The sequence below is a fragment of the Fredinandcohnia quinoae genome, from assembly GCF_022427965.1.
In the GTDB taxonomy this organism is placed as follows: domain Bacteria; phylum Bacillota; class Bacilli; order Bacillales; family Bacillaceae_L; genus Ferdinandcohnia; species Ferdinandcohnia quinoae.
On the sequence record NZ_JAKTTI010000018.1, the window covers coordinates 1 to 23,505 of the forward strand.

35 protein-coding genes and 1 pseudogene are annotated in these 23,505 nt (G+C 37.7%); 8 read left to right on the plus strand and 28 right to left on the minus strand.

Translation table 11 applies throughout. The features are described 5' to 3' along the window. Positions 1 to 221: 221 nt before the first annotated feature. Positions 222 to 473, minus strand: coding sequence for a hypothetical protein (locus MJG50_RS11910; protein WP_240255962.1), 252 nt, complete (start codon positions 471 to 473; stop codon positions 222 to 224). Positions 474 to 755: 282 nt separating this feature from the next. Between MJG50_RS11910 and pdaB the strand changes: the two genes are divergently transcribed. Beyond that, entirely contained in the window at positions 756 to 1,517 is a 762-nt protein-coding gene (gene pdaB / locus MJG50_RS11915) for a polysaccharide deacetylase family sporulation protein PdaB (RefSeq protein ID WP_240255963.1), read from the plus strand. 18 nt (positions 1,518 to 1,535) lie between these two features. Here the strand turns inward: pdaB and MJG50_RS11920 are convergent, their stop codons facing one another. Then, positions 1,536 to 2,132: a KinB-signaling pathway activation protein gene (locus tag MJG50_RS11920; RefSeq protein ID WP_240255964.1), complete on the minus strand. Its 597-nt coding sequence runs from the start codon at positions 2,130 to 2,132 to the stop codon at positions 1,536 to 1,538. Between the two features lie 151 nt (positions 2,133 to 2,283). On the opposite strand from MJG50_RS11920, the gene gerD reads away from it, so the two are divergent. Further along, the gene (gene gerD, locus MJG50_RS11925; protein ID WP_240255965.1) at positions 2,284 to 2,874 is read left to right on the plus strand and encodes a spore germination lipoprotein GerD; all 591 of its coding nucleotides are present in this window, start codon (positions 2,284 to 2,286) and stop codon (positions 2,872 to 2,874) included. A gap of 53 nt (positions 2,875 to 2,927) precedes the next feature. Here gerD and MJG50_RS11930 read toward each other — a convergent pair whose 3' ends face one another. From MJG50_RS11930 to MJG50_RS11940, 3 genes are all read right to left on the minus strand, one after another. Beyond that, a complete protein-coding gene (locus MJG50_RS11930; protein WP_240255966.1) occupies positions 2,928 to 3,974 on the minus strand; it encodes a P-loop NTPase in 1,047 nt (348 codons plus the stop codon). Positions 3,975 to 4,083: 109 nt separating this feature from the next. Continuing rightward, positions 4,084 to 4,797: an N-acetylmuramoyl-L-alanine amidase CwlD gene (gene cwlD, locus MJG50_RS11935; protein ID WP_240255967.1), complete on the minus strand. Its 714-nt coding sequence runs from the start codon at positions 4,795 to 4,797 to the stop codon at positions 4,084 to 4,086. A gap of 68 nt (positions 4,798 to 4,865) precedes the next feature. Beyond that, the gene (locus MJG50_RS11940; RefSeq protein WP_240255968.1) at positions 4,866 to 5,309 is read right to left on the minus strand and encodes a YbaK family protein; all 444 of its coding nucleotides are present in this window, start codon (positions 5,307 to 5,309) and stop codon (positions 4,866 to 4,868) included. Between the two features lie 216 nt (positions 5,310 to 5,525). Here MJG50_RS11940 and MJG50_RS11945 point away from each other — a divergent pair, with 216 nt between their 5' ends. The 6 genes from MJG50_RS11945 (at position 5,526) to MJG50_RS11970 (ending at position 10,179) form a co-directional block, all read left to right on the plus strand. Next, positions 5,526 to 6,242, plus strand: coding sequence for an SDR family NAD(P)-dependent oxidoreductase (locus MJG50_RS11945; protein WP_240255969.1), 717 nt, complete (start codon positions 5,526 to 5,528; stop codon positions 6,240 to 6,242). Further along, positions 6,242 to 7,273 (plus strand): S-adenosylmethionine:tRNA ribosyltransferase-isomerase, encoded by a 1,032-nt coding sequence (locus MJG50_RS11950; protein ID WP_240255970.1) that lies wholly within the window; start codon positions 6,242 to 6,244, stop codon positions 7,271 to 7,273. The genes MJG50_RS11945 and MJG50_RS11950 overlap by 1 nt, the downstream gene beginning before the upstream one ends. 13 nt (positions 7,274 to 7,286) lie before the next feature. Continuing rightward, complete coding sequence (locus MJG50_RS11955) at positions 7,287 to 7,643, plus strand: VOC family protein (RefSeq protein ID WP_240255971.1); 357 nt, start codon at positions 7,287 to 7,289, stop codon at positions 7,641 to 7,643. 93 nt (positions 7,644 to 7,736) lie between these two features. Further along, positions 7,737 to 8,855: a GAF domain-containing sensor histidine kinase gene (locus tag MJG50_RS11960; RefSeq protein WP_240255972.1), complete on the plus strand. Its 1,119-nt coding sequence runs from the start codon at positions 7,737 to 7,739 to the stop codon at positions 8,853 to 8,855. A 12-nt stretch (positions 8,856 to 8,867) separates the two neighbouring features. Then, complete coding sequence (locus MJG50_RS11965; protein WP_240255973.1) at positions 8,868 to 9,509, plus strand: response regulator; 642 nt, start codon at positions 8,868 to 8,870, stop codon at positions 9,507 to 9,509. A gap of 103 nt (positions 9,510 to 9,612) precedes the next feature. After that, positions 9,613 to 10,179, plus strand: coding sequence for a Uma2 family endonuclease (locus MJG50_RS11970; protein ID WP_240255974.1), 567 nt, complete (start codon positions 9,613 to 9,615; stop codon positions 10,177 to 10,179). Positions 10,180 to 10,372: 193 nt separating this feature from the next. Here the strand turns inward: MJG50_RS11970 and rpsI are convergent, their stop codons facing one another. From rpsI to MJG50_RS12085, 23 genes and pseudogenes are all read right to left on the minus strand, one after another. Continuing rightward, entirely contained in the window at positions 10,373 to 10,765 is a 393-nt protein-coding gene (gene rpsI / locus MJG50_RS11975; RefSeq protein ID WP_240255975.1) for a 30S ribosomal protein S9, read from the minus strand. Positions 10,766 to 10,785: 20 nt separating this feature from the next. After that, entirely contained in the window at positions 10,786 to 11,223 is a 438-nt protein-coding gene (gene rplM, locus MJG50_RS11980; RefSeq protein WP_240255976.1) for a 50S ribosomal protein L13, read from the minus strand. 316 nt (positions 11,224 to 11,539) lie between these two features. Next, positions 11,540 to 12,283: a tRNA pseudouridine(38-40) synthase TruA gene (gene truA, locus MJG50_RS11985; protein ID WP_240255977.1), complete on the minus strand. Its 744-nt coding sequence runs from the start codon at positions 12,281 to 12,283 to the stop codon at positions 11,540 to 11,542. Positions 12,284 to 12,294: 11 nt separating this feature from the next. Further along, positions 12,295 to 13,086, minus strand: coding sequence for an energy-coupling factor transporter transmembrane component T family protein (locus tag MJG50_RS11990; RefSeq protein ID WP_240255978.1), 792 nt, complete (start codon positions 13,084 to 13,086; stop codon positions 12,295 to 12,297). After that, positions 13,083 to 13,955 (minus strand): energy-coupling factor ABC transporter ATP-binding protein, encoded by an 873-nt coding sequence (locus MJG50_RS11995; protein ID WP_240255979.1) that lies wholly within the window; start codon positions 13,953 to 13,955, stop codon positions 13,083 to 13,085. The genes MJG50_RS11990 and MJG50_RS11995 overlap by 4 nt, the downstream gene beginning before the upstream one ends. After that, the gene (locus MJG50_RS12000; RefSeq protein ID WP_240255980.1) at positions 13,931 to 14,770 is read right to left on the minus strand and encodes an energy-coupling factor ABC transporter ATP-binding protein; all 840 of its coding nucleotides are present in this window, start codon (positions 14,768 to 14,770) and stop codon (positions 13,931 to 13,933) included. Before MJG50_RS12000 ends, MJG50_RS11995 begins: the two co-directional genes overlap by 25 nt. A gap of 177 nt (positions 14,771 to 14,947) precedes the next feature. Continuing rightward, complete coding sequence (gene rplQ, locus MJG50_RS12005; RefSeq protein WP_240255981.1) at positions 14,948 to 15,310, minus strand: 50S ribosomal protein L17; 363 nt, start codon at positions 15,308 to 15,310, stop codon at positions 14,948 to 14,950. Positions 15,311 to 15,412: 102 nt separating this feature from the next. Beyond that, positions 15,413 to 16,357: a DNA-directed RNA polymerase subunit alpha gene (locus tag MJG50_RS12010; RefSeq protein WP_240255982.1), complete on the minus strand. Its 945-nt coding sequence runs from the start codon at positions 16,355 to 16,357 to the stop codon at positions 15,413 to 15,415. Between the two features lie 302 nt (positions 16,358 to 16,659). Continuing rightward, complete coding sequence (gene rpsK, locus MJG50_RS12015) at positions 16,660 to 17,049, minus strand: 30S ribosomal protein S11 (RefSeq protein ID WP_240255983.1); 390 nt, start codon at positions 17,047 to 17,049, stop codon at positions 16,660 to 16,662. A 28-nt stretch (positions 17,050 to 17,077) separates the two neighbouring features. Further along, positions 17,078 to 17,443 (minus strand): 30S ribosomal protein S13, encoded by a 366-nt coding sequence (gene rpsM, locus MJG50_RS12020; protein ID WP_240255984.1) that lies wholly within the window; start codon positions 17,441 to 17,443, stop codon positions 17,078 to 17,080. Between the two features lie 23 nt (positions 17,444 to 17,466). Further along, positions 17,467 to 17,580: a 50S ribosomal protein L36 gene (rpmJ, locus tag MJG50_RS12025; RefSeq protein WP_003156543.1), complete on the minus strand. Its 114-nt coding sequence runs from the start codon at positions 17,578 to 17,580 to the stop codon at positions 17,467 to 17,469. A 32-nt stretch (positions 17,581 to 17,612) separates the two neighbouring features. After that, positions 17,613 to 17,831, minus strand: a complete 219-nt coding sequence (gene infA / locus MJG50_RS12030; RefSeq protein WP_121610285.1) for a translation initiation factor IF-1 — start codon at positions 17,829 to 17,831, stop codon at positions 17,613 to 17,615. Continuing rightward, a pseudogene (locus MJG50_RS12035) lies at positions 17,809 to 17,944 on the minus strand (KOW domain-containing RNA-binding protein); the annotation flags it as partial. The gene infA and the pseudogene MJG50_RS12035, both read right to left, overlap by 23 nt. Before the next feature lie 43 nt (positions 17,945 to 17,987). Next, positions 17,988 to 18,734 carry a type I methionyl aminopeptidase gene (gene map, locus MJG50_RS12040; RefSeq protein ID WP_240255985.1) on the minus strand — a complete coding sequence of 249 codons (747 nt, stop codon included), beginning with the start codon at positions 18,732 to 18,734 and terminating at the stop codon, positions 17,988 to 17,990. Beyond that, positions 18,735 to 19,385 (minus strand): adenylate kinase, encoded by a 651-nt coding sequence (locus MJG50_RS12045; RefSeq protein WP_240255986.1) that lies wholly within the window; start codon positions 19,383 to 19,385, stop codon positions 18,735 to 18,737. Positions 19,386 to 19,446: 61 nt separating this feature from the next. After that, entirely contained in the window at positions 19,447 to 20,739 is a 1,293-nt protein-coding gene (gene secY, locus MJG50_RS12050; protein ID WP_240255987.1) for a preprotein translocase subunit SecY, read from the minus strand. Then, positions 20,739 to 21,179: a 50S ribosomal protein L15 gene (gene rplO / locus MJG50_RS12055; protein WP_240255988.1), complete on the minus strand. Its 441-nt coding sequence runs from the start codon at positions 21,177 to 21,179 to the stop codon at positions 20,739 to 20,741. The genes secY and rplO overlap by 1 nt, the downstream gene beginning before the upstream one ends. 33 nt (positions 21,180 to 21,212) lie before the next feature. Then, on the minus strand, positions 21,213 to 21,395 hold the full coding sequence (rpmD, locus tag MJG50_RS12060; RefSeq protein ID WP_240255989.1) for a 50S ribosomal protein L30: 183 nt from the start codon (positions 21,393 to 21,395) through the stop codon (positions 21,213 to 21,215). A gap of 13 nt (positions 21,396 to 21,408) precedes the next feature. Next, complete coding sequence (gene rpsE / locus MJG50_RS12065) at positions 21,409 to 21,909, minus strand: 30S ribosomal protein S5 (protein ID WP_240255990.1); 501 nt, start codon at positions 21,907 to 21,909, stop codon at positions 21,409 to 21,411. A gap of 20 nt (positions 21,910 to 21,929) precedes the next feature. Then, positions 21,930 to 22,292: a 50S ribosomal protein L18 gene (gene rplR, locus MJG50_RS12070; protein WP_240255991.1), complete on the minus strand. Its 363-nt coding sequence runs from the start codon at positions 22,290 to 22,292 to the stop codon at positions 21,930 to 21,932. Between the two features lie 32 nt (positions 22,293 to 22,324). Continuing rightward, entirely contained in the window at positions 22,325 to 22,861 is a 537-nt protein-coding gene (gene rplF / locus MJG50_RS12075) for a 50S ribosomal protein L6 (RefSeq protein ID WP_240255992.1), read from the minus strand. 28 nt (positions 22,862 to 22,889) lie between these two features. Continuing rightward, on the minus strand, positions 22,890 to 23,288 hold the full coding sequence (gene rpsH / locus MJG50_RS12080) for a 30S ribosomal protein S8 (protein ID WP_240255993.1): 399 nt from the start codon (positions 23,286 to 23,288) through the stop codon (positions 22,890 to 22,892). A 30-nt stretch (positions 23,289 to 23,318) separates the two neighbouring features. Then, a complete protein-coding gene (locus MJG50_RS12085) occupies positions 23,319 to 23,504 on the minus strand; it encodes a type Z 30S ribosomal protein S14 (RefSeq protein ID WP_240255994.1) in 186 nt (61 codons plus the stop codon). Position 23,505: the final 1 nt, after the last annotated feature.

Sequence of the window (23,505 nt, forward strand, 5' to 3'; positions counted from 1 at the left end):
ATGTTATCTTGATTAAACGTTGACGCTTGTATTGTGTTCAGTTTTCAAAGAACTTATTCGTCACTTTCATTTATAAGCGACTTTATTAATATAACATCCTAATTTCGCGAAGTCAATATATTTTTCAAAAACTTTTTTGACTCGGTAGTCGTTTAATACGACAACGTTTATTACTATACCACCATCAAAAAAACATGTCAATAATATTTTTAGGGCTAATTTTAGCCCTTTCTAACATTATATTTTCCTTTTCTACTTCCTCCTGTCTTAGAACGAATATACTTCATACATTCTGATGGTTCAGCCACTCTCTTAAAAATACTGAACAATATTTGATACCTCTCTTCCATCGCTCTTTTAACTATATGGTCGATTCTAGAATCTTCAACATCAAATAAAATCTCTTCCATTTCTCGTTTCAATAAATATTCTATTTCTTTCACTTCTTTTTGATTTATAAGTAGTCCAATCATTCTTTCACCTCTGTTGTTTTGTAAAATTAGTTATTTCCACAATTTGATATTTTATCCAACATTAACTGACAGTCAAACTCCTTCCTCAAAGCTACTCGAATTGAGGAAGCATAACTGCCAATAATTGTACGACTGATTAACCACCAGTCAGTAAAAGGTTGAAGCCTTCTCTCTTATTGAAGTTTTACTCATATGAAAGAGTTTCTAATACTTTTCATACATATATCTAATCACTTTGCATAATATGTAGACAGAGAGAAGTCTTGGACAAGGGGGATACATATGAATTTTTTCTACATTCTAAGTGCCAAAAGAGTTAAACAGGCCATCATAATTCTTGCGGCTTCATTTTTTACTGCAGGCATTTTTTATATAGAACAAGGAAATATTGCACCAGTATTTTCAACAGATAATGGTCCACGCGTTATTTATAAAGGACCTAAATCTGGAAAGACAATTGCACTCACTTTCGATATAACTTGGGGTGATACAAAGGCCCTTCCAATTATTGATTTATTAAAAAAGGAGGGTGTTCAAACAACATTTTTCCTATCTGCTTCTTGGGCTGAACGGCACCCTGATATTGTTAAAAGGATTATTGATGATGGTCATGAAATTGGCACAATGGGTTATAATTACGAAAATTATATGGATCTTGAGGATGCACAAATAAAGAAAGATATTTATCGTGCACAGGATGTGTTTAAAAAGCTGCAGGTTAAAACGGTTAACCTAATTAGAACACCCGACGGAAATTTTGACAAAAGAGTGGTAAGGGTAATTGATTCAATTGGATACACAGTTGTACATTGGGGTGTTGATTCGAATGATTGGAGAAATCCCGGAGTTCAAAAAATCACAAGTAATGTGTTGGAAAACATCGATGGGGGCGATATTGTTCTTTTCCATGCATCAGACTCTGCAAAGCAAACGGAAGTTGCACTTCCAAATATAATAAAAGAACTAAAAGGGAAGGGTTATTCCTTCGTAACAGTAAGTGACTTAATTGCAAACACGAAAGTTCAATCGAAAAAAGTAGAATAAAAAGAGCTGACCATTGGATCAGCTCTTTTTATTTAATATTTTATGTAGAATTAATAATTGATAAGCGTTGCATATTAATAGTGGAAATAACATTAGATAGAACCAACTATTTTCGTTAACCTGTATGGCTGGCATCCATTCGACAATAGATACGACATACATGAAGAATAATGCAGGTATAAAAGCACCTTTATTTGTTTGTTTACTCTTAATATAAGCAATAATGAGTCCAAAGATTAAGATAACAATTGCAATTATGAGATAAGGAGTGATTGAATCTCCTTCTTTTCCAAAAAACTGATATCGAAAATAAACAAGATCAAAAAATACAAATGCGATTAATACAATTTGTACTGGATTCCAGACTCTTTTAAATAAACCTAGTCCGAAACGGTGAATGGTCAAGTATGCAAAAAAGCCCATTTGACTAATGATACTAAATATAAAGCCGACTCCAATCAGCCAAAGAACAACGAGGAGTATTTCAATGATGTCTGATGCTAAAAATAAATCTTTATATTCATTCCATTTTACAGCAAAACCAACGATAATCGTACTTACTGCTCCAATCAATAATGTAGAAAGGAATAGTCTTACCCAATTTCGACTTTTCACGACAAATCCTCCAAATCTTACTAAACTCATTATTGATTGTACCAAACCAATTGGTAGAAAAGCCAGTTATTGATGGTAAGCATGCGTATATTTTTTATTAAAATCCAGCATATTAACTTATAAGGATCCCCTTGAAAGGAGCTTTGCTACAATGAAAAAATGGATATCGCTCCTCATCATGAGTTCTATGCTTTTCGTTTTTGGCTGTGCACCAGCAGATGTCGGCAAAAACCAAATAGATTACGATGAAACGAAAAAGATGGTTGTCGATATTTTAAAAACAGATGATGGAAAAAAAGCAATCGAGGATATTATGACCGATGAGAAAATGAAACAAAATTTTGTTATGGGTCAGCCAATGGTTAAAAAGTCGGTTGAAGAAACATTAACATCTGAAAAAGGTATAGAATTTTGGAAGAAGACATTTGAAGACACAAAATTTGTAGAAAGCTATGCAAAAAGTATGCAGTCTGAGCATGAAAAAATTATTAAAGGGTTAATGAAGGATCCTGATTACCAACGAATGATGCTGGATATCTTAAAGAACCCCGAAATGGAAAAGGAAATGACGACTGTTTTAAAAAGCCAAGATTTTCGAAAGCATTTCCAAACACTTATAAGCGAGACTTTTGAAAGCCCACTATTTAAAGCGAAAATTGAAGATATTTTAATCAAGGCTGCTGAAGACCTCCAAAAGGAAAAAGAGGCAAAGAAAGAAAGTGGCGATGGAGGTAATTCGTAGGGCATTTATAAAAACACCTCTTTGACCTAATAGTGCCAAAGAGGTGATTTCTTTTATAGGGAATCTACAACCTTTTGTGCAAGTTCCATGTATATTTTACCCACATGATGCTCCTGATCATATACAGATGGAGCGAAGTCATCGTCATTCCAATCAGGCTGTCTTAGTGGAAGTTTTCCTAGTAGTGTAGTCTGAAGTTCTTCTGCTAACTTTTCTCCGCCACCTTGTCCGAAGACATATTCCTTTTCACCTGTTAGCTTACTTTCAAAGTATGACATATTTTCAATAACACCAAGAATTTCATGTTCGGTACGTAACGCCATTGCACCCGCTCTTGCAGCAACAAATGCTGCTGTTGGATGTGGTGTTGTTACAATAATTTCTTTACAAGCAGGTAGCATTGTGTGTACATCAAGTGCTACATCTCCTGTTCCTGGAGGTAAATCTAATAATAAATAATCTAGGCCGCCCCACTCAACATCATTGAAGAAATTATTAAGCATTTTTCCGAGCATTGGCCCACGCCATATAACTGGTGAGTTATCCTCTACAAAAAAGCCCATTGAGATTACTTTTACACCCATTCTTTCGACAGGAATAATTTTCTCGCCGCGTACGACAGGGCGTTTTGTAATACCCATCATGTCTGGAACGCTAAATCCATATATATCAGCATCAATTAGTCCAACCTTTTTTCCAAGTCTTGCTAACGATACCGCTAAGTTTACAGATACTGTTGATTTACCAACTCCACCTTTACCACTTGCTATTGCAATAAAAGTTGTCGAGTTAACTGGTGATAATAATGAATCTGAAGCTCCATCTTCATTTTTGAACTTTGCAAGCTCTTCCTGAGATAATTCCGTGAAGCGTAATCCGACAGATTCTGCCCCAGCCTCTTTAAGCGCATTGACTATCATTGATTGAAGATGTAACTGCTCGGAAGTTCCGGTCTTCGCAAGTGCAATCTTCACACTTACATGTCCCTTTTCTTCTTTCACCCTTACCTCTTGGATTGCATTAGTTTCTTCGAATGTTTTATGTAAGAATGGATCCTTCTTCTTATTTAAAATTTCCCTGACCTGTTGTTCGTTAATCATATATAAGCACCACCTATATTGTATTCGGTTTCACCAATCACATTATAACATACCTTGTTAGACATACAGTGTGAGGAATCTCATAGATAATAAAATAATACCCACCTCATTAATCGGGCGGGTTGTCTTCATTGGAAAAATAACGTGATATTCCTGTATATATGGAGGCTGCTAGCTTATCTTGATATTTATCCTGCACCAATAATGCCTTTTCATCTGGATTTGATAAAAAACCGACCTCAACAAGGGCACCTGGTTTTTTCGAGCTCTTTAATAAGTAAACACTATTTATCGATTTTGCTTGTCTAGTTGTATTTCCTAAATTATTTCGCAACTCATCTTGAATGTACTTTGCAACAGCTTCATTTTCCTTATAGCTACCAAAATAGAAGGTTTGAGCACCTCTCCATTTCGGTGAAGGAATTGCATTTAAATGTACACTAATAAAAAGATCTGCTTCTGAGTCATTTATAATCTGAACCCGCTTTTTCAAATCTTCTGTCTTCCTTCGACTATATCCTTTTGTTCCCTTAGAAGCCAGATCGACATCATTTTCTCTTATCATCTGAACAAGGGCACCTTGTTGTTGGAGGTAATCTCTTAATTTTAATGATATACTTAGGGCAATATCCTTCTCTTGTATATCTCCATTATCTGCACCCCCGTCAACACCTCCATGTCCTGGGTCTATAATAATGATCTTGCCGGACAGAGGGAGATTCCAAGAATTCCAAACATCTTTATCCATGAAACGATATTGTATAATCAAAAATAAGATAAGTGCCCCTGCAATAATTGCGGTAATCTTTATTTTTTTATTCACTTTTTTCCCTCCTGCTCGTCCCTACAATTCACTATATGGGACAAAGAGAGTATATATGAATAAAAATTTCAATGCAATTTTAGGCGGTATCTTTTTTCACCTTTCATGAATCCTTCCATCCACCAGGTGTCTACATAATGCTCACACGCATAATATAATGATTCATTTACAACATCGTTATCACCAATTTGACCCCAGTATCCAATGAAATCATACAGTGCATCAATTAAGTTTTTCTCATATTGATAGCATCTTTGTTTTACACTTTCTACTGATTCCCCATAATATCCGAAACGGCTATATTTCGCTCCTAATAGATATGCTTCAATCGCAACATCTAAACAACCTTCCTCTATCGCGCTTCCGAGCATAGAGCCTGATCGAAAATAATCCCCAAAGGTTTCGATTGCATTATTCTTAAGTCCCTCAAGTGACAGCTCGCGTAGCATCTTACGCTCATATGTGATTTGCTTTTCTCTTCGTTTCTCTTTGAAGGTAGTAATAACATTCATTCATAAACCCCCTTTGAGAACTAGTTTCCTACTGAATCAATGGATTCATGCGTACAACACAATGTACCTTAACTTCCAAAATGAGTTAATCCATGAGCATTTATCCATCAGCATCATTCAGTCTAAAGTTGTAGAAAAAATTCAACCTTCTCTCCGAGGGAATGTCTTTAGAAAAAAGGTACGATTATGTCATCAACTAATAAAGGGGAGTTTTGAATGAAAAATAAAGTAGTGATGATAACTGGAGCTTCTAAGGGATTAGGGAGAGCACTAGCATTAGCTTTTGCTAAAAAAGGAGCGAAGCTGGCCATATGTTCGAGATCGTCTGAAAGCATCGTTAAAGTAATGGAAGAAGCTAAAGAATTTGGGGGTGAAGTATTAGCCGTTACAGCTGATATATCAAATTCTAGGGATGTGGAACGATTCGTTGCACTGGCAGAGAGTACGTTTGGACATATTGATGTACTCATTAATAATGCTTCTATTCTAGGACCAAGTCCAATGCCTTACCTTCTCGACTATCCTGAAGAGGATTTTGCCGAAGTATTGAAAGTGAATGTGCTTGGCCAATTTTTTGTAACAAGAAGAGTGATTCCTGGGATGCTTGAACGAAATGACGGCTCGATCATCAATGTGACATCAGAAGCTGGCCATACAGGCTATGCTGGATGGGGAGCATATGGAATTTCAAAATTTGCAATTGAAGGCCTTACCCAAACATGGGCAGATGAATTGAGTGATACAAATGTCCGTGTAAATATGGTTGACCCAGGAGAAATGGACACTGAAATGCATCAATTGGCTGTTCCAAATTGTGAGTACCCATTATCAAAGCCGGAAGAGGTCGTTGATATATTTTTATCCTTAGCTTCAAGAAAATCTGAAGGAATCAATGGCCAACGTTTCGAGGCACAAAAGGAAGTGCTTAAATAATGGTAACCGAAGCATTGGATTTTTATCTTCCTAATGAGCTAAATGCCTCCTCCCCTCCTGAAAAACGTGGTTTGAGAAGGGACCATGTCAGGTTAATGGTTTTAAATAGAGCTTCTGGTGAAAGTAGACATGATCGCTTCTTTCATCTTTCCAACTATCTCAATCCTGGGGATTTGATTATTTTAAATAATAGCCGAACCATCCCTGCTGTTTTATACGCAAAATGGTTTCGTAATCATATCTTGATTACTTCAAAGGTTGAGGTTCGCTTAGCGCGGATGCATCGCGAAGAGAATACATGGGATGCTTTGATTGTACCAACCACTGCTGAAATCGGCGATACCTTATATTTTTCATCTGAACTATCAGCAACCGTCATCAACGAAAAAGGGGATTCGCCACTTAGGAGGATTCGTTTTACAAAAAATGGCTCAGAATTTTTTAATCTGATTTATTCTCTCGGTGAGCCTGTACGATATGAGTATATAAACCACCCGTGGGATCTGGATTACTATCAAACAGTCTTTGCAAGTCACCCCGGTTCAGTAGAGATGCCTTCTGCTGGAAGAGCTTTTAGCTGGGAGCTGCTATTTCAATTAAAATCTAAGAATATACAACATGAGTATATTCAATTGCATACAGGATTAAGCTATTTACTTGATGATAGTTGGAACCCCACACCTGAAGAGAATAAAGAAGAGTACCAGGTCTCTGAACAAACAATGAAACGAATTCTGGAGACAAAGGCCTCTGGCCACAGGGTAATCGCGGTTGGTACAACAGTGGTTCGCGCATTAGAGAGTGTAGCTAACAGCAAAAAACTATCTGGGGTAACCAACCTATACATCACTAAACATTATCCTTTAAAAATAGTTGACGGTATCCTTACAGGATTTCACGAGCCAAAAGCTAGCCATCTAGATATGCTTACAGCATTTGTATCAGAGCATCATTTGCTTCACGCATATGACCAAGCAATTAAGAATCGCTATTTATGGCATGAGTTTGGTGACATGAATCTCATTATATAATGGAGGGAAAGGTATGCGTCTCCACCATATTGGGATAGAAGTAAGGAATATAGATGAAGGAATCTCATTTTATACAACACAACTGAATTTTCGAGTCGAAAATCATTTTACCTTCATGGACGAAGAAATTGTATTTTTAACCTCAAAGGATTTCAGGATTGAGTTAATAGCCACTCAAGAAAAGAGCTCTACCGTCAATAATCACACTCATACTTGCTTTGAGGTTAGGAACCTCGATGAAATAATGAAAAGTTTTAATAACGTACCAATAGTTGAAGGTCCTTATACCCTCGAAAACGGCTGGAAGACCGTCTTTTACAAAGGACCTCATGGAGAAATAATCGAGTTTTTACAAACTGTTCAAAACTGACTCCTCTGCTAAAATGAGGATCAGTTTTTTATCTGAAAATTTAAAAATAGGCTATAATGAAAGGAGATTCTCTGATGGTGGAGGGTGACTGAAATGACTGAAGATCGCAGGTATGAAGAAATAAGTATTTTAAAGGAAATTGCTGAGCTTCTAAATGAAGGAACAGATACAAAGATTGTATTATCCGAGGTTTTAAGAAAGCTCCTCCACGTTACTGGATTACAAATAGGCTGGATTTTCCTTATTGATGATAATGGTACACAGCAGCTCGCAGCGGATGAGGCTTTACCTCCTGCTTTGACAAAAAACAATAAACAACGAATGTGTGAGGGTTCATGCTGGTGTGTTAATAGATATAATAAACAAAGCCTCAATCAGGCAACAAATATTATCGAATGTAAACGAATCGAAGATGCACTTTTAGATAATGCTGGGGAAACCTGCGGCCTTACCCATCATGCAACTGTCCCGCTCCGTGCTGGGGAAGAACGGTTTGGGATTTTAAATGTAGGCTCACCAAATAAAACTCATTTTCAAAGAAATGAACTTGCCTTACTTGAGGCGATTGCCTATCAAATCGGAACAGCATTAAAAAGAATTAAACTTACACAACTTGAACATGATACAGCACTTGTTGCTGAGAGAAATCGCCTTGCACGTGATCTTCATGATTCTGTGAACCAGCTCCTTTTCTCCCTGAGTCTTACTGCTAGGGCTGGTGTTGAGATGACAAAATCAAAAGACGTAAAACAAACATTCAGCTATATTCAAGATTTAGCTCAAGATGCCTTAGGTGAAATGAGAGCATTGATTTGGCAATTAAAACCACACGGACTGGAAAATGGTGTGGTAAGTGCACTTAGGAGTTATGCCCAATTACTTAGCCTTTCGATTGATACAAAGTTTACCGGAGTAGCCAACATACCAGGAAAAGTAGAGGAAGCTTTATGGCGAATTGGACAGGAGGCTTTAGCCAATTGTAAAAAGCATTCACAAACTTCTAAGGTGAGTTTATCATTACATGCGTCCTTGGATGAGGTAATGTTGACAATTAAGGATGATGGCTGTGGCTTTCATTATGAGGAACATCGGATTCTACCCTCATTGGGTTTAAAAAATATGAAAGCTCGTACTCAAAAATTAAATGGGAAATTCCGCTTAATCAGTAAGCCTGGAATGGGAACTGAAATACAGGTCCATATTCCATTTTAGGAGGGGAAAATCGTGAAGATCCGCATCTTAATAGCAGATGATCATCCTATCGTCAGAAGAGGGTTAGTCTTTTTCCTTCGTACACAAAAGGATTTTGAAATTATTGGGGAAGCGACGAATGGACATGAAGCAGTTCAACTAGCAACATCATTAACTCCCGATCTTATCTTAATGGATCTGGTTATGCCGGAAATGGACGGAATTCAAGCAACTCGACTTATAAAAAAGGAACAACCAGACATCAAAATTATGATGTTGACCAGCTTCTCCGACCAAGATCATGTCATCCCTGCCCTTGAGGCAGGTGCATCTGGTTTTCAATTAAAGGATATCCAACCAGATGAGCTAGTACTATCTATTAAAAAAATGATGAGTGGCGAAAATCAACTTCACCCTAGAGCAACAACCCATTTATTAGACAGCTTATCTAAGAAGAACATTCAAAAAAGAGACCTATTGCAAGAATTAACCAAAAGAGAACTCGATGTGCTAAAAGAAATTGCCAAAGGAAAAAGCAACAAAGAAATTGCCTCCGCATTATTTATTACTGAAAAAACGGTTAAAACCCATGTATCAAATTTGTTGTCAAAGCTTGAACTAACAGATCGGACTCAAGCAGCACTATTTGCGGTACGAAATCAAATAAGTGATTAACAGGATTCTCATGGACGATCAAAAACAAAAAATAGTTGAGTCTTTGTAAGAGCTTTTCTTTTAGTTATCATTCGAATATACTTGAAATAGGGTGGTGATTGCATTGAGTCTATTAAATGAAAGGTATAGCACCTATGAAGAATTTGAATCTGAAAGAGGGAAGACTGATAAAAGGTTAGAATTTATCGATGGGGTTATATATATGTCTCCTTCACCGAGCATTAAACATCAAGAGATATCATCTTACTTGCATGGTGAGTTATACAATTTGTTGAAGGGGAGTAAATGCAGAGTATTTGCAGCACCTACTGATGTCGTCTTTACTAACGAAAGTACAGATGAAAAAACGAAGGTTATCCCAGATTTATTTGTAGTATGCAACCAGGACAATTTCACTGAAAACGAATATGTTGGGGCTCCTGATTTTATTATTGAAATATTGAGTCCTTCAAATAAATCGCACGATATGATTACAAAGCTGAATTTATACATGAATTCCGGTGTTAAGGAATACTGGATAGTAGACCCGATGGAAAATTATATAATGGTTTATTATTTGGATAAAGATGTAGAGATTCAATTCACTCTAGTTCATCTAGGAGAATGTATTGTCTCAAACCTTTTTGAAGAATTTAAGATAAATACCAACGATCTATTCAACCCAAGCTAGTCATTACGTGGCTAGCTTTTTCCATTACAAGACGGTCTATTACTTTGAATCATAATAAAGGATACTACTTCTCTCTCATTAACTAATAAAATTCACATTACATCCTTAACCTATTTTTAAACAATAACAGGCTACCTCATCATAAATGAGATAGCCTGTAAACGTTGATATAATAATGTGTTTATTATTAAGATTAACGTTTTGAGAACTGAGGTGCACGACGAGCACCTTTAAGTCCGTATTTCTTACGTTCTTTCATACGTGGGTCACGAGTTAATAGACCAGCCGCTTTTAATGTTCCACGGTATTCTGGATCAACTTGTAGTAACGCACGAGCGATACCGTGACGGATTGCACCAGCTTGACCAGTGTATCCTCCACCATTAACGTTAACAAGAACGTTGTAGCTTCCTGTAGTTTCTGTAGCAACAAGAGGTTGTTTTACAACTTCTCTTAAAGCTTCAAATGGAATATAATCTGCAATTTCACGGTCGTTAATGATAATGCTTCCGTTGCCAGGAACTAGACGTACACGTGCAACAGAGCTCTTACGACGACCAGTGCCATAATATTGTACTTGTGCCATATTATTAACCTCCCTTTTAATTAACCGCGAAGTTCGTAAACTTCAGGTTGTTGTGCTTGATGTGGATGTTCGCTTCCAGCATACACGTGCAATTTTTTGAACATTTGGCGACCAAGTGGTCCTTTTGGAAGCATACCTTTGATTGCAAGTTCAAGCATTTTTGTTGGATAGTTTGTGCGCATTTCTAGTGCAGTTCTTGATTTTAATCCACCTGGATATTGACTGTGACGGTAGTAGATTTTACCGTTTAATTTATTACCTGTTAATTCGATTTTTTCAGCGTTAATAATGATTACATTATCACCAGTATCAACATGTGGTGTAAAAGTTGGTTTGTGTTTTCCACGTAAAAGCGTTGCTACTTCAGTTGAAAGACGACCTAAAGTTTTACCTTCAGCATCTACAACATACCATTTACGCTCTATATTATTAGCATTTGCCATAAACGTTGTACGCATGAGTTTCCCTCCTATAATTGCTTGGTTCATATTTATCAAATCACGATTAAAGTTCCGGGGCTTTAACGTGGGGTTAAAATATCATACCATATGATATAATATATCTTTCAAGGCTCATTGTCAAGAAAATGTTACACCAGGTTTAGTTGTCATAAGAAAAGCGGAAGCGCCTTGATCAGCCCCGACAAGCAAATGTTCTGTGGTAAAAAAGTCGCTTTTTGACTTTTATTACCACAGGTTATTTGACCTCGAGGGGCTAGGCGCTGGAGCTGGACAACATGAAATGCGCAAGGCGCCTGGAGCTGGACATGAAAGCTCAATCACCATAAAATACTTTCCACAAGTACAAGCCCTGTCCTGGAGCAGTTTTACCCGCGAGAGTCCGATCCCTACTAGCTAAAATATTTTTCACTTCAAATGGCGGTATTGCCCCTCTTCCAACATCTAACAATGTACCTACTAAAATCCTCACCATATTATACAAAAAGCCATTGCCTAAAAAAGAAAATATCAATTCATCGGTTTGCTTTTCAATTTGAATATGTGTAATCGTGCGGACTTTATCCTTCACCCCTGTTCTTGATGCACAAAAGCTTGAAAAATCATGTGTTCCCACTAAATAATCAGCAGCCTTCCTCATTGCATCAAGATCTAATGGATATGGATAATGATATGAATAATTCCGTTCGAACACATTACCTTCATGTGAAGTTAACAGCTTATACCGATATTCCTTTGCAGATACATCATAACGGGCATGAAAACCTGAATCGGCGATTTCAACAGACTTTACTTGAATATCATCGGGAAACAATGCATTAAGTGCCTGTTTCCATCGATCTGGTGAAATTGTGAAGGTAGAATCAAAATGTATGACCTGGCCAAGTGCATGAACCTTCGCATCTGTACGGCCAGAGGCAACAATCTTAACCTCATACCCTTTATGCATCTTCTTTAGGGCACCTTCTATTTCGGACTGGACCGTTCTCTTATTCGGTTGAACCTGATAACCTGAAAAGTTAGTTCCATCATATGCAATGATACATTTTACTCTCTCCATTAGTCTCTCCATTAGTGACGTAATAAAAACAAGCCAATGGCGGCTATTAATAAAGAAGCCAGCATTGCGGAGTCAATTGTTCCCCATTGTAGCTTTCGAAGCTTCGTTCGGCCATCTCCACCACGATATCCCCTTGCTTCCATTGCGATTGCAAGTTCCTCTGCACGCTTAAAAGCACTAATAAATAAAGGGATTAATAAAGGGACAATTGCCTTCATTCGTTCCTTTATTGGACCACTTGTAAAATCCACACCTCGTGAAGATTGTGCTTTGATAATCTTTTCTGTTTCTTGCATGATTGTCGGGATAAAACGTAAGGCAATTGACATCATTAGTGCAAGCTCATGTGTTGGTAACCCAATCTTCTTAAATGGAGCGAGCAGACTTTCCATCCCATCTGTAATTTCAATAGGTGTACTAGTTAACGTTAAAATAGTTGTCATTAATACTAAATAAAAAAGTCTTAATGATATAAATATCCCCTGCTGAATTCCACCTTCAAATACCTCAAACCAACCGAATTTGAATAATAGGTCGCCTTCTTTCGTCATAAAAATATGCAGGACAAATGTAAATAGGACAATCCATAAAATTGGCTTAAGCCCTGATATAATATAACGAATATGAATCTTCGTTAACAGCACAACGATGAAAGTATAGATTCCCAATAAAATATAGGTAAGCACAGAATTTGCGATAAAGACGATAAACACATAGAAAAAGATCAATAGTAATTTAGCTCTAGGGTCCATTTTATGAAGTAACGATGATCCTGGTACATATCTTCCAATGATTATATTCATACACCCGCACCTCGTCGATTAAAGACTTGGCCAACGTGGTTAATGATTTCATCAATTGATAAGCCTGATAACGGGATTTCAATTCCTAATCGCTGCTCGAGTAATCTTTTAAACTTCACGACTTCAGGTACATCAAGACCCATTTGATTTAACCTTTCAGAGTTAGAAAAGACCTCTTCTGCGCTCCCTTGAAGCTTAATTGTTCCCTTCTCCATTACTAGAATTTGATCAGCATAGCGTGCTGCATCCTCCATACTATGTGTAACAAGAATCGTTGTTAGCTTCTGTTCCTGATGTAATTTATAAAACATCTCCATAATTTCTGAACGACCGCGCGGGTCTAAACCTGCTGTTGGTTCGTCAAGAACAAGAACTTCAGGCTCCATCGCTAATATTCCTGCTATGGCAACACGTCTCATTTGTCCTCCACTTAAGTCAAACGGGGACTTTTCTAAAAAATCCTCAGATAGTCCCACCATTTGAATCGCATGTCGAGCCTTCTTCTTCGCTTCTTCTGTAGATACACCAAAATTAATTGGTCCAAAGCAAATATCTTTTTCAACAGTCTCTTCAAATAACTGATGCTCTGGGAACTGAAACACAACTCCAACCTTTTTTCTAAGTGTTTTTAAATTTTTTTCTTTCTTATTAGCAGAAATGGTCCGGTCACCAATTGTAATGGAACCCGCAGTTGGTTTTAACAGCCCGTTTAAATGTTGTAGGATTGTTGATTTACCCGACCCTGTATGTCCTATAACGGCTACATAAGAACCCGATTGTATAACGGTATTCACATCATATAAGGCAAGTCTTTCAAATGGGGAATGAACTTGATAACGATGTTCTAGATTTTCGATTGTAATGTCCATAGTTCATCCACCAAGCCCTCTTCTGTTATATGATTCTTCGTAAGCTGTATCCCGATTGCTCTCAGTTTTTTTGAAACCTTCACTGAAAAAGGTAAATCTAAACCAATTTCAATGAGCTTTTCATCAAGTGAAAATATTTCCTCTGGGGTACCTTCTGCAAATAACTGCCCTTGATTTAAAACAATAATCCGGTCTGCTCTTGCAGCCTCTTCTAAATCATGTGTAATGGAGATTACTGTAATATTGCTCTCAGTTTTTATTTGGCGAATTGTGTTAAGAACTTCTTCTCTGCCAATTGGATCAAGCATTGAAGTTGCCTCATCAAGAATAATGAGATCCGGTTGTACAGCTAATACTCCCGCAATTGCAACCCGTTGTTTTTGTCCTCCTGAAAGTTGGTGTGGTTCATTATCGAGGAAATCCTCCATTTTCACCAATTTAATCACTTTATCAATTCTTTCTATCATAACATCTCTTGAAACACCATTATTTTCTAGACCAAACGCAATGTCATCCTTAACGGTTGTTCCAACAAATTGATTATCTGGATTCTGAAATACCATGCCAATCTTTTTACGAATATCCCAAATCGAATCCTCAGTTAACGTAATTCCATCAACTGAAACTGTTCCGGATTTTGGTAGCAATAATCCGTTAAGTATTCTAGCAAGAGTTGATTTTCCAGATCCATTATGGCCAACGATTGCTAGCCATTCTCCTTGTTGAACGGAAAATGATAGATTATTTAGTGCATAATTGGCTTCCTCAGAGTATCTATATGTGATGTTTTCTATTTTTAACAGATTCGTATTCATTCCCGTCCTCCTCAACCTCTCATTATTTCAATTGAAATAACCCTATTCTATTCTCTGCTAATCATATCCTCTATTCTACCAATGGAATGTGAAATGCGAAAGTGCTTGGATAAAACAAAAAGGGCATAGATCAAGTTTATTAACTGACCCGCCCTTATCATAAAAAAACATGTTCAATTAAACTAATTCGATGATAACCATTGGTGCACCGTCACCACGGCGAGGTCCAAGTTTCATGATACGAGTGTATCCACCTTGACGCTCTTCATAACGAGTAGCGATATCACTGAAAAGCTTTTGTAGTGCGTCTTGACCAGACTCAACGTTAGCCACTTCATTACGAATATATGCAGCTGCTTGACGACGAGCATGTAAGTCTCCACGTTTACCTAAAGTAATCATTTTTTCTACAACTGATTTTAATTCTTTCGCACGCGCTTCAGTAGTTTCAATACGCTCGTTAATGATTAAATCAGTAGTAAGATCACGTAGTAACGCTTTACGTTGAGCGCTAGTACGTCCTAATTTTTGATATGACATGAGGTATTCCCTCCTTTGTTGAATTATTATGGAAGACAAGTTTAAAGAAAAACCAGGCTATTGCAACAAAGAAAATGCCTAGTTAGCAAGTTGCATAACTAGTCAGTCATCCTTACGTAAGCCTAAACCAAGCTCTTCTAATTTCGCTTTTACTTCTTCTAAAGATTTACGTCCTAGATTACGAACCTTCATCATATCTTCTTCTGTCTTATGAGCAAGCTCTTGAACTGTATTGATGCCAGCACGTTTTAAGCAGTTATAAGAACGAACAGAGAGATCCAATTCTTCAATTGTCATCTCAAGGACTTTTTCTTTTTGATCCTCTTCCTTTTCGACCATAATCTCTGCATTTTGTGCTTCATCCGTTAATCCTACAAAGATATTTAAATGCTCTGTTAGGATTTTAGCAGCAAGTGCGATTGCTTCCTTTGGACCTGTACTTCCGTCTGTCCAAACATCAAGAGTCAATTTATCAAAGTTCGCGACTTGTCCTACACGTGTATTCTCAACTTGATAAGAAACACGTGAAACAGGTGTATAGATTGAATCAATTGGGATTACTCCGATTGGCCGATCTTCACGTTTGTTTGCATCGGCAGGAGTATATCCTCGTCCGCGCTTTGCAGTTAATCTCACACGTAAATGTGCATCCTTAGCAAGAGTTGCAATATGAAGATCAGGATTCAAAATTTCCACATCACTATCATGTGTAATTTCTGAAGCTTTAACTGAACCTTCACCTTGAACATCAATCTCAAGAGTCTTCTCTTCATCAGAGTAGATTTTGAGTGCTAATTTCTTCACATTTAAGATAATAGATGTTACATCTTCGACGACGCCTTCAATTGTTGAGAACTCATGTAGTACACCATCTATTTGGATAGACGTTACAGCGGCACCAGGAAGTGAAGATAGTAGGATACGACGTAAGGAGTTACCCAAAGTTGTTCCATATCCACGCTCTAGTGGCTCGACGACGAATTTACCATACTTGGTATCCTCGCTGATTTCAACCGTTTCGATTTTTGGTTTTTCAATTTCGATCATTTATAAACCCTCCTTCAAAACGTCGAAACCCCGGCTAGACAAGCCTAAAAGTTTATAAGTCTAACCGAAATTCCCTAAAGTTAAGTTCCCTTTATGTGCACAACAACTCAATTAATTTATTCTGTCAGAACTAAAAAAATACTTTATCATAACCCATTATAGACATGGATACAAAATCTATACAGAAAAAATCAAATGCGCCTTGGCGTATTTGCACCCAGATTCTTCGAGCTTGCTTGATAACTCCCTCTAGAAACCTGAGGCACCCGCCGGAGGCTTAACTTTATTCTGCAGGAATAAAGTTAAACACGGCGACGTTTTGGAGGACGACATCCGTTATGTGGTACTGGAGTAACGTCTTTAATTGCAGTAACTTCTAGTCCAGCAGCTTGAAGTGCACGAATTGCAGCTTCACGACCTGCTCCAGGACCTTTAACAGTTACTTCAAGAGTTCTCATACCATGTTCCATTGAAACCTTTGCAGCAGTTTCTGCAGCCATTTGAGCAGCGTATGGTGTTGATTTACGTGAACCTCTAAATCCAAGAGCACCTGCGCTTGACCATGAAATAGCATTTCCGTGTGTATCAGTAATTGTTACGATAGTGTTATTGAATGTTGAACGGATGTGTGCAACGCCAGCTTCAATATTCTTTTTCACACGACGTTTACGAGTATTCGTTTTACGAGCCATTTTATGATTTACCTCCTTTATTTACTAATTATTTTTTCTTGTTCGCTACAGTACGACGAGGACCTTTACGTGTACGAGCATTATTTTTTGTATTTTGACCTCTAACAGGTAGTCCGCGACGGTGGCGAAGACCACGATATGAGCCAATTTCAATTAGACGCTTAATGTTAAGAGATACTTCACGACGAAGGTCACCTTCAACTTTAAAACGGTCAATAATATCACGGATTTTTCCTAATTCTTCTTCAGTAAGATCACGAACACGTGTATCTTCAGAAACTCCAGCCTCAGCTAAAACCTTTTCAGCAGTTGGACGGCCGATTCCGAAAATATATGTTAATGAAACAACAATACGTTTATCACGTGGAATATCTACACCAGCAATACGTGCCATTTAAACGTACACCTCCTTGTGGATTAACCTTGTTTTTGTTTATGTTTAGGGTTTTCACAAATAACCATTACTTTACCTTTTCGGCGAATAACTTTACATTTTTCGCAAATAGGTTTTACAGATGGTCTCACTTTCATTTTTCTAACCTCCTTGATAGTACGGAGCGCATTTATTTAAAACGGTACGTAATTCTACCGCGAGTCAAGTCATATGGTGATAATTCTACCGTAACCTTGTCTCCAGGTAAAATACGAATAAAGTGCATGCGAATTTTACCAGAAACATGAGCTAAAACATTATGACCATTTTCTAACTCAACTTTAAACATTGCATTCGGTAATGTTTCAACGACAGTACCCTCTATTTCAATTACATCGTCTTTCGCCATTGGAATGTTCTCCCTTCTTCAAATCAGTAACTTGCTCATCGACAAACTTCATCTCGGTTTGCCATACGACCAGTTTCATTAATACTGCTCTGAACTTCCGGAGATACGTAATCAAAAATTAAGATGATTGTTATAATTATTAGTAGGGCAATCCTCTTATGCTTTTGTTAAGATTTCATACCCTGTTTCTGTAATAGCAATTGTATGTTCAAAATGAGCACACGTCTTGCCATCGACTGTTACAACAGTCCAGTTATCTGCTAACGTCTTCACGTATCGACTACCTGCATTTACCATCGGTTCAACGGCAAGTACCATTCCTGGTTTTAAACGCGGTCCCTTATTAGGTGGACCGTAATGCGGAATTTGTGGATCCTCATGTAACTCTTGCCCAACACCGTGTCCAACATACTCTCTAACAATCGAGAAATCATTAGACTCAGCATAAACTTGAATTGCATGAGATATATTTGAAAGACGCTCACCAGGTTTTGCTTCTTTTAATCCTCTATAAAGGGATTCTTCTGTTACTTCCAGAAGTTTTTGATTTTCAGCAGATATAGCTCCTATTCCATAAGTCCAAGCAGAATCTCCATGATAGCCATTATAATTGGCACCGATATCGATGCTTATTATATCACCGTCATGTAAAACTCGATCACCTGGAATTCCATGAACTAGCTCTTCATTTACTGAAGTACATATGCTGCCGCGAAATCCATTATACCCTTTAAAAGATGGAATTGCATCAAAACCACAAATAAACTTTTCTGCAATTATATCCAGTTCTCTAGTTGTGATTCCTGGAGCGAGATATTTCTTAAGTTCTTGGTGTGTTAAAGCAACGATTTTACCTGCTTCACGCATGATGTCTATTTCTCTAGGTGTCTTACAGATAATCATTTACTTTAATCCCCCAAGAAGCTCCTCAATATCAGCAAAGACTTTGTTGATATCCTGTTGTCCGTTAATATTGCGAAGATATCCTTTTCCTTCATAAAAGTCCAGAAGAGGCTTCGATTGCTTAACATTAACCTCTAAACGAGTTCCAACTGTTTCTTCATTATCATCAGCACGTTGGTAAAGCTCGCCGCCACATTTATCACATTTACCTTCTTCATGAGGAGGATTAAATACAAGGTGATAAGTTGAACCGCAGCTTTTACAAATTCTACGACCTGTCAGTCTTTCGAGTAAAATATCTTGATTAACATCGATATTAATTACATAATCAATTAACTTATCAAGTTCAGATAAAATTTGTTCAAGTGCTTCTGCTTGAGGAACAGTACGAGGAAAGCCATCAAGTAGAAATCCATTCTCACAATCATCTTTACTTAGTCTTTCACGAACAATTCCAATTGTCACTTCATCTGGGACAAGCTCACCTTTATCCATAAAAGACTTTGCTTTTAACCCAAGTTCTGTTCCTTCTTTGATTGCAGCTCGGAACATATCTCCTGTAGAGATATGAGGGATGTTGTACTTTTCAACGATTTGTTCGGCTTGTGTACCTTTTCCAGCACCCGGAAGCCCCATTAATACTAAGTTCAAGTGAATTTCCCCCTCAGCCTCTTATCTTTGTAGGTACTGGGAAAGTCATATTCCCAGAACCTTATTTGATAAATCCTTTATAATGACGTTTCACAAGTTGACTTTCTAGCTGTTTCATTGTTTCTAAAGCAACACCAACAACGATCAGCAAACTTGTTCCACCAATCTGTGCAGATTCCGGTAGGTTAGCAAACTTTATAAAGAATACAGGAAGAATAGATATAGCTGCTAAGAAAATAGAACCAACGAAGGTTAATCGATACAGAATTTTTGTTACATATTCTTGTGTATTCTTTCCTGGGCGGATCCCTGGGATATACCCACCTTGCTTTTTCAAATTATCTGCCATTTGTTCAGGATTAACTTGAACAAATGTATAGAAATAAGTGAAGGCAACGATGAGTGCAATATATATAATCATACCAACAGGTTGTGTATAATCAAAATATTTTTCAATCCACAATGTCACACTATTTGGACCAAAAAACGATGCAATCGTAGGTGGTGTAATAATGAAAGACACCGCGAAGATTACGGGAATAACCCCTGCAGCATTTACTTTTAATGGTAAATGTGTTGAGTGTCCACCAACAGGACTATTTGCAACTAACCGCTTTGCGTATTGAATTGGTATTTTACGAATAGCTTGTTGGATGAAGATAACAGCTACTACTACGGCTACTATAGCAACTAACAATAGTATTACAGTAACGATTCGTAAGAATAGTTGATCACCAGCATCTTCAAACTGTTGAACATATACTTGGTTTACCGCATTTGGAATAGCAGCAACGATACCAGCAAAAATGATAATTGAAATCCCATTACCTACTCCTTTTGCAGTAATTTGCTCGCCTAACCACATAAGAAATGCAGTTCCGCCAGTAAGAACAACTGCGATTAAAAGATACGTATCAATTCCGGGATTTTTAATTAATTGTCCATTTGCCATGTTGTTAAAGCCATAAGACATTCCTAGCGCTTGTATAAAACCTAGTACAATTGTTCCGTAACGAGTGAATTGAGCAAGTTTTCGGCGTCCAACCTCACCTTGCTTCGACCATTCCGTAAATTTAGGAACAACATCCATTTGCAATAATTGAATGATAATGGATGCTGTGATATACGGCATGATCCCCATAGCAAGAATTGAGAAGTTTGAAAGGGCGCCCCCACCAAATGTATTTAGTAAACCAAATACACCTGATGTTCCACTTTCCTTCAATACATCAGCATTCACGTTTGGTACCGGTATAAAGGTACCGATTCTGAACACTACTAACATAAGTAAAGTGAATATAATCTTATTTCTTATATCACTTACGCGCATAAAATTGGAGATTGTCTGAAACATTAAATCACCTCTGTATTTCCGCCAGCGGCTTCAATCGCTTCTTTAGCAGTAGAGGAGAATTTATGAGCTTTTACTGTAAGTTTCTTTTCAAGAGTTCCTTTTCCAAGAATCTTAATACCAGCATTTAATTTACTTACAACACCAGTTTCGATTAAAAGTTCAGGTGTTACTTCTGTTCCATCTTCAAAACGGTTAAGAGTTTCAAGGTTAACAATTGCAAAGTCCTTGCGATTGATGTTCGTGAATCCACGTTTAGGTAGACGTTGGAATAAAGGTGTTTGACCACCCTCAAATCCAGGACGTACACCACCACCTGAACGAGCATTTTGTCCTTTGTGACCTTTACCAGAAGTTTTACCATTACCTGATCCAATACCACGACCTACACGATTACGTGTTTTACGTGATCCTTCTGCTGGTTGTAATTCATGAAGTTTCATTTGGGCACCTCCTTATTTCAGAAAAAAATTCAATTATTGTTCTTTAACCGTAACAAGATGAGCAACTTTATTAATCATACCGCGAATCGCAGCATTATCATCATGAACAACAGTTTGATGTAATTTTTTTAATCCTAGAGTACGAACAGTTACACGTTGGTCTTCAGGGCGTCCAATGACACTGCGAGTGAGGGTAATTGCTAATTTGTTTGACATTTGGTTTCCCTCCTTATCCTAACAGTTCTTCTACTGATTTACCACGTAACTTAGCTACATCTTCAGCACGCTTTAATTGAGTAAGTCCATCAATAGTAGCACGAATCATATTTACTGGAGTGTTTGTTCCTAGTGATTTTGATAAAATATCACCAACACCTGCTAATTCAAGAACAGCACGTACCGGGCCACCTGCGATAACCCCTGTACCTTCTGATGCAGGCTTTAATAATACTTCACCAGCTCCAAAACGACCGATTACTTGATGAGGTATAGTAGTTCCAACCTTCGGAACCGAAATTAGGTTCTTTTTAGCATCTTCGATAGCTTTACGGATTGCATCTGGAACTTCTTGTGCTTTTCCAGTACCAAATCCAACGTGTCCGTTTTTATCTCCAACTACAACTAATGCGGCAAAGCGGAATCGACGACCACCCTTTACAACCTTAGCTACACGGTTAACGGTAACAACGCGTTCTTCAAGTTCTAATTTGTTTGGATCAATGCGATGCATCTTATTGTCCCTCCTTTTTACTAAAATTCTAGTCCAGCTTCACGTGCAGCTTCAGCTAAAGCTTTTACACGTCCATGATATAGATATCCTCCACGGTCAAAAACTACCGCTTTGATTCCTTTTTCGATTGCACGTTTTGCAACAAGTTCGCCAACTTTTTGTGCTGCATCTACGTTACCAGCGGCTTCAAGGTTAAGTTCTTTATCCATTGTAGAAGCACTTGCAAGTGTAACAGAATTTACATCATCAATTAATTGAGCGTAAATGTGTTTGTTAGAACGAAACACATTTAAGCGAGGGCGAGCAGCAGTTCCAGATACACGAGAACGAACACGAATATGTCTTTTTCTACGGACTGCATTTTTATCCTGTTTCGTAATCATTTACGTCTCTCCTTTCTTTTACCTAAAAAGGTTTACTTCGCAGTTTTACCTTCTTTACGACGAACAAATTCACCTTCGTAGCGAATACCTTTTCCTTTATAAGGCTCAGGCGGACGTACACCACGAATATTAGCAGCTAATGCACCAACACGCTCTTTATCGATACCTTTTACAATAATTTTTGTATTTGAAGGAACATCGATTTCGATACCAGCTTCTGGAACCATTTCAACTGGGTGAGAGTAACCAACATTAAGGACTAATTTATTTCCAGCTTTTTGAGCACGGTAACCGACCCCGATTAACTCTAAGCCTCTTTCAAAGCCTTTGTGTACTCCCTCAATCATGTTTCCTAGAATACTACGTGTTGTGCCGTGAAGTGCACGGTGTTCTTTATTATCAGTCGGACGAGTAACGTTAATAACGTTATCTTCATGCTTAATAATCATATCAGGATGGAAAGTACGAGTTAGTTCGCCTTTCGGTCCTTTTACAGTAATAGTGTTTTCGTTAAAAGTAACAGTAACACCAGATGGAATTTCGATTGGTTTCTTACCAATACGTGACATGTACTACACCTCCATTCTTTTCAAGCAATTACCAAACGTAAGCTAATACTTCTCCGCCAGTTTGCTTTTGACGAGCTTCTTTATCAGTTAATACACCTTGTGAAGTTGAAACGATTGCTATTCCTAGACCGTTTAACACACGTGGTACTTCATCAGATTTCGCATAAACGCGAAGTCCTGGTTTACTAATACGTTTTAGACCAGTAATTACACGCTCATTATTTGCACCGTATTTCAAGAAGATACGGATAATTCCTTGTTTGTCATCCTCAATAAATTCAACATCACGAACGAAACCTTCACGCTTTAAGATTTCAGCGATATCCCTTTTAATTTTTGATGCAGGGATTTCAAGTTTTTCGTGACGTACCATGTTCGCATTACGGATGCGAGTAAGCATATCTGCAATTGGATCTGTCATCACCATAGTAATTTTACCTCCTTCCCTATTCGGGGTTTACCAACTTGCTTTTTTTACACCAGGAATTTGACCCTTATAAGCTAGTTCACGGAAACAAATACGGCATAATTTAAATTTACGAAGTACAGAGTGTGGACGACCACAACGCTCACAACGAGTATACTCTTGCACTTTGAATTTTTGTGTGCGTTTTTGTTTCGCAACCATTGATTTTTTAGCCACG